The organism is Nonomuraea purpurea (assembly GCF_042650645.1).
Classification (GTDB): domain Bacteria; phylum Actinomycetota; class Actinomycetes; order Streptosporangiales; family Streptosporangiaceae; genus Nonomuraea; species Nonomuraea purpurea.
The window spans coordinates 395,057-404,608 of the sequence record NZ_JBHSBI010000006.1; the positions used below are offsets into that span (position 1 = coordinate 395,057).

Genomic DNA, 9,552 nt, shown 5'->3' on the forward strand with positions numbered 1-9,552 from the left:
TGCAGAAGCGCGCGATCATGACATAGCAACGACCCCATCGCCACCACCGCCTCGACCCACGGTTAGAACTCGCCCTGATGGCCTCGTGTCACACGATCCAGGTGTAGTTGTCGTCGATGATCACGCCTTGGCGTGCACCCGACGGGCGGCGAGCAAGGAGGCCGCGACGAGAGCGGTGAGCACGCTCCAGTACAGGAAGCCGCGGGCACCGGTCACAAGGAGGTTCTCGGCCAGGTAGACCAGGCCGGGAAGCAGGTAGACGGCGGCCGCCAGCGCCCAGCGGCCGTCCCTGACGGCCAGCGTGGCGGCCAGAACCAGCAACAGGGCCACCACCTCGATGCCGGCCCGTGAGACGACCCAGACGGGTTCCCACATCGGCACCTGCGTGAGCTGCAGCGCCCAGCCTGCCAGCGGGACGAGCAGCCACCACGGCGACCGAGCGGGCATCGTCGCGCCCCACCACCGGGCCTTCCCGGACGTGCGGCCCTCCCCCGCCCGCCGAACGGCCAGCACCGCCGACGCGGCCGCGACCACCCAGTAGGGCGCGACCGGCGCGAGGTCGCCGTACATCGGACCGATGTCGAGCACCGGGATGTGGAACCCCTGGACCATGGGCCAGCTTGTCCACACCGCGGCGACCGTCGCAAGAGGAGCCGCGACACGCATCCATCCCCGCACGAGCGCCACCATCAGGACGATCCCGAGCGCCGTCCACACCGGGTAGATGAAGTACGGCAGGACGGGAAGCTGCGCGAAGGTGAGCACCGTCACGATCAGCGCGCCGAGGTGCAGGCCGTCGGTCCACGGCGGCACGCCGGACGCGCGGGTGGCCCGGACGCGGGCGGTGAACCCGCCGGCGAGGAGATGCAGCGTCTCGCGGACCGACGGCCGGTGGGCCCCGGGCCGGGACGCCTCCATCAGCGTGCCGATCAGTTCCTCTCCGTGCTCGGTGCGGTAGTCCTTGGGGTAAGCGCGCAGGAGGCGGCGGTACCGCAGTTCGAGAACGTGGTTCATACGCTCGCCACCCCGCTCGGCCGCAGGACGAGTGCGGCGGCGCGCTGCAACCGGGCCGCCTGAGCACGGACGGCGCGCACGCCGTCGTCGGTGATCCGGTAGTAGCGCCGCGGACGCCCGTTGACGGTCTCCTCGCGGTCCAGCCGCACCCAGCCGGTCTCCGAGAGCCGGTCGAGCGCGCTGTACAGGGTGCCGACGGCGAGGTCGACCTCACCGAGCGACTGGGTTCGGGCCTGTTTGATGATCCCGTATCCGTGAAGCGGTTCTTCCATCAAGGCGACGAGGATGAAGTACGTCGCCTCCGTCATTCCGGCCATGGCACCGACTATATATCGACCGTCGAAGTATTGGGCAGGGTGTGCGTACGCAGCCCAGGCCGCACAGTGTCCTTGACGTACTGCGCGAACCCAGCCGTCTCAAGAACGGCCTCTCGGTTGGGCGGGACGCATGGTGACCCCGCGCGAGGTGATCCGCAAACGCCTGCTGCTGGTCTTGTACGCGCTGGGCACGAACGTGGGGATCCAAGGGGACGAAGGCGCCGGTGTGGTCGCGCACGGCTCCCACGCATACGGGCGCTCTGGGGTCCACGAGGCGTGGCCAGGGAGACGCGGATCACATTTCCTGATGTCCCGTCACGCCGTAGTGCTTCGTCGCTTGGGTGACAGCTTCTCGCCAGGGGCCAGTCAGTTGACTGATTCGCAGGGTGATGCGGTGCAGCTACCTTTGGCAGCGCGCAAAGCCGAGAGAGGCGCGCTGTCAACGGCCGAGTGAAAGGACGGAAAGCGCGGATGAAAACTGCGATATGTGTACTGGGAGCTGCGGCCACGCTGGCCTTCGGTCTCACCGGGACGGCTACTGCGGCCGTGAATGCGTCAGAGACGGCCCAGACCAAGACCTGGAAGTGCCAGAAACCCCAAGACAAGAAGATCAAGGTCACCTGGGAGCGCGCGAAAGGCCGTAACTGGACCTGGCTCTCCTACGTGAGCAACTGCTCCGAACCCAAGGCCATCTGGCTCTCCTTCAAGAACACCGCAGGCGAAACCCATCGGCGATGCATGGTCGCCAAACCGAAATCCAGCGGGCGGAAGGCATTCAAAGACCGGTATGACTGGATCTCCAAGGTTACGGTGACGAACACCTGTTTCGGCTGAGGACAAAAACCGGTACGTCCGGCGAGGACGAGGAACACGCCGGAGAGGGTCGATATCGTTCGAGCGCCGCGCCACCCGCGCCGCAGTCCTTGCCCTCCGTCGTCGGCGCTGCGCATCGAGCAGGCAGTGGGCTGCCAGCCGACCGGGTCGGCTGGCAGCCTCTCAGGTTAGTGCCGGCGGGGCGTCGCGCAGGTCGCCGGCGTAGGGGACACGCCTTCCTCGGTTGCTGCACGAGTCGTTTCCTGTCGCGGGCCGATTTGGTGCGGCCTCGCCGGTCCGCCCCGGCAAGTCTGGGAATCGGTTGGTCCTGGCTGAGAACCAACCCGCAAACCTGATCATCACACCACGCATGTGGTCATTTCTACGAGCGAGCGCGTGGCTGACCGTGTTCGTCATCGGCCTGCCCGCGCTGGCCTTGGTCGCGGTGATCGTTGCGTTGCGGGGGCGGTCGTGGGTGCTGTTCTCGATGCCGTACCTGGTGCTGTTTTTACTGGTCTACCTCGCAGGCCTGATCCTGGTCGCCCTGCTGCGCTTCCGGCCGGACTGGCTGAGCGCGCTGGTGGCGGCCGTGGCGGTGTACGCGATCGCGTCGGTCACGCCGTTTATCGGCACGCTGACCCATTACCCGTACCACGTGATCAGGTGCGGCGGCTTGCCCGTCGTCGCCACCGGCTTCGCGGCCGCCATGAGCTACAGCCTCCCCGGGGACGGGGACTACGCGGTGTCGCCGTTCGACGATACGTTCTTCTGCACGGAAAAGGAGGCCAAGGCCGCCGACTATAACCACAACGGCGTCGCACCTGAGTAGGCCGGAGCCGCAGGACCGCCTCCTACGGCCGGCTTGGTCGTCGCGCGCCAGGACCGCCCCGGCCGAAGTCCACGCCCGCGACAGCGGCGCGAGTAGGTGCCCGCGCCTGACGGCCCCCTGGTGGTCTGCGGCGGCCTTGCGGCGCACCCTCATGCTCCCCACGCGCTGCGATAGCGTGACCTGACCTACAGCATCGAGCGAGTCGTCACCGCGGGAGCACAGCCATGGCGGCACCAGCCGAGACCTTCCGCCCTCACGTCGGGGTGCACCTGATCCTCATCCAGGACGGCAAGGTGCTGTTGTTGCTGCGGGCGAACACCGGCTTCGCCGACGGCTCCTGGTCGGTGCCCGGCGGTTGCCTGGACGCCGGGGAGACCCTGCCCGAGGGTGCGGCCCGCGAGGCCCGCGAAGAACTCGGCATCGTCATCGACCCCGCCGACTTGGCGTTCGCGCACCTGTGTCACCACGCCGATCCCGACGGCCAGGCCCGCATCGGCGTCTTCTTCACCACCGTCCGCTGGCGGGGAGAACCCGTCAACGCCGAGCCCGGCAAATGCGACAAGATCGACTGGTTTCCTCTCGACGACCTGCCCGGCGACATCGTCACCTATATCCGCACCAGCATCGACGCCTGCCGCCGGGGCCACACCTTCAGCCTCGACGGCTGGCCCGCCGACCCGCACGAGGACGCCTGAGCTGGTGCACACAGTTACTCAAAAAGTACACGAACGGTGACCGGAGAACTCCTCACACCCAGCGATACGTCTGGTCGGTCAAGGCTGGCAGCAGGACGCTATTGGGCGGCGCGTTCGGGCTTGACAGGGCCGCTAGTGCGCTTCCGAGCGCGGGATACAGCTGCAGGCTGCTGACGGATCGATAATCCACCCAGATGAACTCACCCTCCTCCACATCGCCGTTCGGCAACTCGTCATGTTCTACCGTCGCCAGCCCGGACCGCACCCCTGAGTCGACATGGACGCGGAAGACGAAGTGAAGCTTGCGCGGGGGTGCGGTCGGGCCAGGTCGGCTGACCATCTGGTCCTGCACCCAGCACAACTGGGGCCAGGTCGCACGATCAAGGTCCAGTTTCAGCTCCTCCCCAAGCTCTCTGCGAAGGGCGTCAATCAGGTCTTCCCCGAAGCTGACATTGCCTCCAGGGATCGAGTAATGGTCGCCGCTCGGCCGTGTTCGTCGAATCAGGACCACCTCGTCCTCACAGAAGACCAAGCACCCGACTCTGATCTTGGTTCGGGAGAACGGCACCTCGTCGCTGACGTCCTGGTTCATGCGCGCACCACGCCAGAGCTGTTCCCTCGTCCCCGGTTCGCCGAACCACTTGCACCATCACTGGCCATGCGGTCGCGGTGATCAGGTGGCCTTGCCGCGGGCGATGTAGAGGTTCATGTCGGTGAAGTCGAGAGTGACGTTGTAGGGCTTGTAGAAGCAGTGGAAGAAGGCGGCTGACACGTCGAACCCGAAGGGGGCGAGCTTGGCCTCCGGGTGCGTCTCGCAGTAGATCTCCTTGGCGGCGGCCTTGCCGAGGCGGATCTCCTTCGGGTAGCAGGGGTAGGTGACGGCTGGGTGGCTGTGGGCAAAAGTCCCGATCGGGCGGTCGTAGTCGCTACGGATCCCCAACCGCTTGGCCGTGTCCCCGAACACGACCGCGGCCATCTCGCCCCTTCCGCCGAAGTTCACGCCCACCACCCCCGTGCCGGAGCCGGCGACGCCGGTGATGCTGCCCCTGCTGTGCAGATATTGCTCACGGACCAGCCACAGCGGCAGGGCCTCTGCGCCCGCCCGTGTGGCGGCGGCGCGTGCCTGCCTGGCCGTTTCGGGGGTTCTGCGGCGCAGGATCAGCTGCCGGCCCGCGTAGTCGAAGGTGGTCAGCAAGTGGTAGAAGACCCACGTGCCGATCAGGCCGTCGCTGTCAGTGTCGACATCCGCGCCCGACTCCGTCGACGACCAGCCCACGGGGACGTTGCGCAGTTCGATGCCGCCCAGCTTGAAGGAGTCCAGCACCCCGTAGTGCGCCCATACGACGCTGTTCTCGTACTCGATCTTCTGACTGGCGACGGGGCTCAGCCCGGCCTCCTTGGCTACCGACGCGCGCATGCCCAGATTCGGGGCGCCGGTGTAGAACATGAAACGCTTCGGCGGCCCGCCGTTGACCGAGGCCTCCACCAGCGGAATCGGATCCATCTGCTGGAATGGCACACGCGCGATGTCGCCGTGGATCTGATACGCCTCGCCGCTGACCGCCGCGAACCACTTGGCGTAGGCTTCGTCGCCGGACGCTTGCCAGTGTGGTGCGGACAGGGAGAGTTTGTCCTGCCGGATGTAGCAGTCGGCCAGGAAGTAGTTGGCGTCCTTGTCGTCGGGCGCCAGGTTGAGGGCCATCTTGAGGTACTTTTCGGCGTCGGGGAACTGGTTGGCCAGTAGCGCTACATGGCCGCGCCGTCGGGCCGCGTGCAGATTCGCGGGGTCTGTTTTCAGGATCTCCTCGTAGGCGCGGCCGGCTTGCTCGAACTTTCCGGCCTTGAACAGCGCGTCCGCGTCACCGCTGCCGGCCACGGCCGTGGCCGCCCCGCTCAACAGCGGCGCCGTCGCGGCCGCACCGGCCAGCACGGCGGCGCCCCGCAACACCGAACGCCGGTCCCACTCTCCGTCATTTGCCAACGCCTTCTCCCTTTCGTGATCACCTTCGCCGGAACCTTCATCCAACGCCGGCTTCGCCGCACGCTCGGTAGCTCACCCGCAGTTCGCCCGCCGACCCCATCCACTGTCGGCCAGCCGTGTCCCCGCCTCGTCTGCGCCGCGTCATGGTCGTGTCACGGCCGCGACCACGGTGGCATCGACCGTGGCTTCTCCGGCACCACCCGCCGCAACTGCGGCGGCCTCGACCAGGCACTCGCCGCCGTGTGGGACGGCAGCGACTTCACAGTGACCACGTTCGACCGGTTCGCCCGCAACATGGCAGAGGCCAACGAGATCCTGACCGACTCGTCCGGACACGGCGTCTTGTTCGGCCTCGGCGCATCCGTCTACGACTGGAGCGACCCGTCCGAGCGGCTGTTCCTGCAGACCCCCGCCATGGTCGCCGAGTTCGAGGCCAACCTTGGGCACCTGCGCACCCGCGAGGGCATGGCCGGGGTCCTGTCATTACGGCAGGAAATTCCCGTTAAGCGATCAGCGGACTGGTTGTCGGCATTGTCCATGGCGTGGCGCGGGTCAGATGTCGCGCTCGATCACCCCGCGCGGTGGCGGGATGTGTTCGGTGACAAGGAGCGGCCAGGTCAGGGCGGCCATCTCGGCCGGGGCGCACGGGCAGCCGCGCTCGAGCCAGTCGGTGGCCACGCCGAGGAGCGCGCCGGCGGTGAACGCGGCGGGCACGTCGTGCGGGATGTCGGCCGAGGAGACGCTGTCCGGCGCGGCGCCGGCATTCAGGCGTACGGCGACGTGGACGGTGGTGGTGAGGCGGCTGCGGATGTGGCCGATGACGCGGGGGCTGCCCTGGTTTCCCAGCAGGCTGCGGTAGAGGCCGGCGTGCTCGCCGAGGATCTCGAAGAAGGCGACGAGGGAGCAGGCGGGGTCCGCGTCAGGGTCGGCCTCGGCAGGGTCGAGGGCGGGGAGGGACTCGATGAGGTTGTCGATCGTCGAGGTGCAGGCCGCCTCGGCCAGTTCATGCACGTTCCGGTAGTGGTCGTAGAAGGTCGTGCGGTTCACCCCGGCCTGTTCGGTCACGTCCGCGACGCTGATCTGCTCCAGGTCCCGTTCCTCGGCGAGTCGGATCAGCGCGTTCTGCAGGGCCGCGTGAGTGCGGCGCACGCGGCGGTCGACGGCCGGAGTGCTGTTTTGCGTCGTGGCCATAGCCGTCATTTTACATTAGCCGACACAAGTTGTTTTACCGACACATGTCGGCTAACTTGTGCCCGGGAGCTTCCCCTCGATCCGCAGACAGAACCCGCCACTGTAGCGATCGCTACACGAAAAGTTAGGGGTGCCCCTCATGGGCAAGCTGAACGGCAAGACCGCGGTCATCACCGGAGCAAGCAGCGGAATCGGCCTGGCGACCGCCAAGACGTTCGTCGCCGAAGGCGCGTATGTGTACATCACAGGCCGCCGCGCGGAGGAACTCGACAAGGCCCAGGCCGAGATCGGCCGCAACGTCATGAGCGTGCAGGGCGACATATCAAGCATGGAGGACCTCGACCGCCTGTGGCAGCAGGTCAAGGAGGAGAAGGGCTCCGTCGACGTCATCGTCGCCAACGCCGCCCATGGCGAGCAGGCCACCCTGGCCCAAGCCACCCCCGAGCACTTCGACAGGGTCTTCTCCGTCACTGCCCGGGGCACGTTCTTCACTGTGCAAAAGGCGCTGCCGCTGCTCAACGACAACGGCTCGGTCATCCTGATCTCCTCGGGCGGGCACATGGACAGCACACCGGACTACACCGCCTACTACGCCGCCAAAGCTGCCGTGCGGTCCTTCTCCCGCACCTGGGCAAGCGAGCTCAAGGACCGCGGGATCCGCGTCAACACGATCAGCCCGGGAGCCATTGACACCCCCGCATTCGACGCCGCTGACGACCCGGAGGCCCTGCGCACCGCCATGGCCGCCATGGTCCCCGTGGGCCGCATGGGCCTGCCCGAGGAGGTCGCCGCGGCCGTGCTGTTCCTCGCCGCCGACGACAACCGCTTCACCACCGGAGCCGACCTCGTCGTCGACGGCGGCCAAACCCAGCTCTGACACCCTGGCCGCAGCGTGATAGGGCGCCGCACGGTAGCCACAGCCCTGGATGCCGCCGACCCCGCCACTGGCATCCGGATCTGCGCCAGGCTGCCATCGTTCGTGAATGGGCGCATGGAGTCGGTGACCGTCCCCGAGGGCTGATCGAGCCCGCCGCGCTACACCCCCGCCGACATCTTTTCTGGCCGGCGCTGCCAGAACGGCCTACTCCGCGATTGCCTCTGAACGCTCCCTGACCGTCCAGCCGAGCGGCGCCGACCGGACGATGCGGATCTGGGACCCGGCCACCGGCGAGCAGCGAACTGAACGGGTCGGCGAGTGTGGGGGCGGCTGCTGGGCGAGCACCAGCATCGTGCGCGCGTTGATGCGTGCCGGCCTTGCCCTCCAACACCGCTCCCCCGGGCCGGACCTCAGGACGTTGTGCAGCGTGCCCGTACCGGCGTCGTAATGCATTCCGGGGTTCGGTCAAGTACAAGGTGTAGGCACTTGTAGGACGAAGGGAGTCCCCGCCCGTGCGGCTCAAACAAGAGGAACCGGCGGACCCGTTAGCTCCGACGCAGGCTTTCGAAAGCTTCTACCTGCGGCATTTCGAGGCGATAACGCGGTTCGTCGCGCGGCGGGTGGCTGACCCGCACGCGGTGGCCGACCTGACGGCGGAGATATTCCTCGCGGCACTGCACTCCCGGCACACCTACCGGCCAGGACGGGGCAGCGAGACCGGCTGGCTGTACGGGGTGGCGCGCAATGTGCTGTCGGCCGAACGACGCCGCAGCGAGCGCGAGGCCCGCGCCGTCGAACGCATCGTCGCGCGCCGGCTGTTGGACGGCGACGACATGGCCGACCTGACCGACCGCATCGACGCCGAAGAACCCGCCCGGCGAGCGCTGTCAGCCATGGCAGACCTGGCTGAGGGGGAAAGGGCGCTGGTCGAACTCGTGGTCGTCGACCAGCTGACCGTGGCCGAGGCGGCCCAGGCCCTGGGCATCAGAGTCGGGACGGCCAGAGTCCGGCTGCATCGCGCCCGCCGGACACTGCGGAATGTACCCGGCGTATCTGCGGCTCTCGTGATGGAAGGACTGTGATGACGGTGTCGTTCAGGGACAAGCTGCTCGAAGAACTGCGCGCGGAGGCCGCCACGGTCTCGTGGGAACCCGTGCCGACGCGCCGGCCCGCACGTCATCTGGTTACCGCGGCGGGGCTGGTCGCAGCGGTGGTCGCAGCGGTGGCGGTCGCGGTACCGCTGATGTCGGACGCGCCGGCGTTCGCCGTCGTCAAGAATCCCGACGGTACGGTCACCGTGCGGATCAACGAGTTCGTCAGGCCCAAGGAACTGGAGAAGAGGCTGAGAGACGAGGGGGTGCGAGCGGTGATCGACTACGTCCCCTACGGCCAGACCTGCCGCTGGCCTCGGGGCGAGACCGTGCCCCAGCCGGACCGGATGCCGCTGAGACAAGCCGAGGACTCGATGGACTTCTGGATCGACCCGAAAGACTTCGCGCCGGACGAGACGCTCGTCGTCCAGATGCACTCAGCCAACGGCGACCCGGCCAAGAGCAACGGAGGTATCCTCGGGGTCATCCGCGGACCGGTCGCACCCTGCGAACTCGTCCCGGCCGAGTTCGGCGGAGCAGAACGCGAGTGACCAAGCCCAGGTACGTGCCCGAACACGGGTCAGTGCACCGCTATGGGAGGACGGTCAGCGCCATGACCATAGTTGTATGTTGTCCGGCTCGTTCGCGCTAGCCCCGTTTTCCGCACGTGCGGTTGTTTGAAGATCGCCAGGTTGCTGTGGTGATCGTCATCGCGGTATGACCTGGCTGGTGAGACAGCGTGCG

Annotated in this window: 11 protein-coding genes and 1 pseudogene; 7 read left to right on the plus strand and 5 right to left on the minus strand. The window is 67.4% G+C overall.

The window, feature by feature from the left end; all coding sequences use genetic code 11:
* Positions 1-120 precede the first annotated feature (120 nt).
* Positions 121-1,014, minus strand: a complete 894-nt coding sequence (locus ACFOY2_RS15365) for a hypothetical protein (protein ID WP_379528667.1) — start codon at positions 1,012-1,014, stop codon at positions 121-123.
* Entirely contained in the window at positions 1,011-1,331 is a 321-nt protein-coding gene (locus tag ACFOY2_RS15370; protein ID WP_379528668.1) for a PadR family transcriptional regulator, read from the minus strand. Before ACFOY2_RS15370 ends, ACFOY2_RS15365 begins: the two co-directional genes overlap by 4 nt.
* Positions 1,332-1,802: 471 nt before the next feature.
* On the opposite strand from ACFOY2_RS15370, the gene ACFOY2_RS15375 reads away from it, so the two are divergent.
* From ACFOY2_RS15375 to ACFOY2_RS15385, 3 genes are all read left to right on the plus strand, one after another.
* Complete coding sequence (locus ACFOY2_RS15375) at positions 1,803-2,165, plus strand: hypothetical protein (protein ID WP_379528669.1); 363 nt, start codon at positions 1,803-1,805, stop codon at positions 2,163-2,165.
* Between the two features lie 301 nt (positions 2,166-2,466).
* A complete protein-coding gene (locus ACFOY2_RS15380) occupies positions 2,467-2,973 on the plus strand; it encodes a hypothetical protein (RefSeq protein ID WP_379528670.1) in 507 nt (168 codons plus the stop codon).
* 224 nt (positions 2,974-3,197) lie between these two features.
* Positions 3,198-3,668 (plus strand): NUDIX hydrolase, encoded by a 471-nt coding sequence (locus tag ACFOY2_RS15385; protein ID WP_379528671.1) that lies wholly within the window; start codon positions 3,198-3,200, stop codon positions 3,666-3,668.
* A 52-nt stretch (positions 3,669-3,720) separates the two neighbouring features.
* Here the strand turns inward: ACFOY2_RS15385 and ACFOY2_RS15390 are convergent, their stop codons facing one another.
* Both ACFOY2_RS15390 and ACFOY2_RS15395 read right to left on the minus strand, forming a co-directional pair.
* Positions 3,721-4,260 carry an NUDIX hydrolase gene (locus ACFOY2_RS15390; protein ID WP_379528672.1) on the minus strand — a complete coding sequence of 180 codons (540 nt, stop codon included), beginning with the start codon at positions 4,258-4,260 and terminating at the stop codon, positions 3,721-3,723.
* A gap of 81 nt (positions 4,261-4,341) precedes the next feature.
* Positions 4,342-5,649: an aspartyl protease family protein gene (locus ACFOY2_RS15395; protein WP_379528673.1), complete on the minus strand. Its 1,308-nt coding sequence runs from the start codon at positions 5,647-5,649 to the stop codon at positions 4,342-4,344.
* A gap of 15 nt (positions 5,650-5,664) precedes the next feature.
* Here ACFOY2_RS15395 and ACFOY2_RS15400 point away from each other — a divergent pair.
* Positions 5,665-6,108, plus strand: a pseudogene (locus ACFOY2_RS15400) (recombinase family protein); the annotation flags it as partial.
* Between the two features lie 93 nt (positions 6,109-6,201).
* On the opposite strand, the gene ACFOY2_RS15405 reads toward ACFOY2_RS15400, so the two are convergent.
* The gene (locus tag ACFOY2_RS15405; protein ID WP_379528674.1) at positions 6,202-6,840 is read right to left on the minus strand and encodes a TetR/AcrR family transcriptional regulator; all 639 of its coding nucleotides are present in this window, start codon (positions 6,838-6,840) and stop codon (positions 6,202-6,204) included.
* A gap of 139 nt (positions 6,841-6,979) precedes the next feature.
* On the opposite strand from ACFOY2_RS15405, the gene ACFOY2_RS15410 reads away from it, so the two are divergent.
* From ACFOY2_RS15410 to ACFOY2_RS15420, 3 genes are all read left to right on the plus strand, one after another.
* Positions 6,980-7,717, plus strand: a complete 738-nt coding sequence (locus ACFOY2_RS15410) for an SDR family NAD(P)-dependent oxidoreductase (RefSeq protein WP_379528675.1) — start codon at positions 6,980-6,982, stop codon at positions 7,715-7,717.
* A gap of 512 nt (positions 7,718-8,229) precedes the next feature.
* A complete protein-coding gene (locus ACFOY2_RS15415; protein WP_379528676.1) occupies positions 8,230-8,799 on the plus strand; it encodes an RNA polymerase sigma factor in 570 nt (189 codons plus the stop codon).
* Complete coding sequence (locus tag ACFOY2_RS15420) at positions 8,799-9,359, plus strand: hypothetical protein (protein ID WP_379528677.1); 561 nt, start codon at positions 8,799-8,801, stop codon at positions 9,357-9,359. Before ACFOY2_RS15415 ends, ACFOY2_RS15420 begins: the two co-directional genes overlap by 1 nt.
* Positions 9,360-9,552 lie beyond the last annotated feature (193 nt).

Bases quoted from the DNA above. Each gene is read 5' to 3' on its own strand.
- ACFOY2_RS15420 (WP_379528677.1), top strand. From the start codon at position 8,799: ATGACGGTGTCGTTCAGGGACAAGCTGCTCGAAGAACTGCGCGCGGAG.
- ACFOY2_RS15375 (WP_379528669.1), top strand. From the start codon at position 1,803: ATGAAAACTGCGATATGTGTACTGGGAGCTGCGGCCACGCTGGCCTTC.
- ACFOY2_RS15390 (WP_379528672.1), bottom strand. From the start codon at position 4,260: ATGAACCAGGACGTCAGCGACGAGGTGCCGTTCTCCCGAACCAAGATC.
- ACFOY2_RS15410 (WP_379528675.1), top strand. From the start codon at position 6,980: ATGGGCAAGCTGAACGGCAAGACCGCGGTCATCACCGGAGCAAGCAGC.
- ACFOY2_RS15405 (WP_379528674.1), bottom strand. From the start codon at position 6,840: ATGGCCACGACGCAAAACAGCACTCCGGCCGTCGACCGCCGCGTGCGC.
- ACFOY2_RS15370 (WP_379528668.1), bottom strand. From the start codon at position 1,331: ATGGCCGGAATGACGGAGGCGACGTACTTCATCCTCGTCGCCTTGATG.
- ACFOY2_RS15385 (WP_379528671.1), top strand. From the start codon at position 3,198: ATGGCGGCACCAGCCGAGACCTTCCGCCCTCACGTCGGGGTGCACCTG.
- ACFOY2_RS15365 (WP_379528667.1), bottom strand. From the start codon at position 1,014: ATGAACCACGTTCTCGAACTGCGGTACCGCCGCCTCCTGCGCGCTTAC.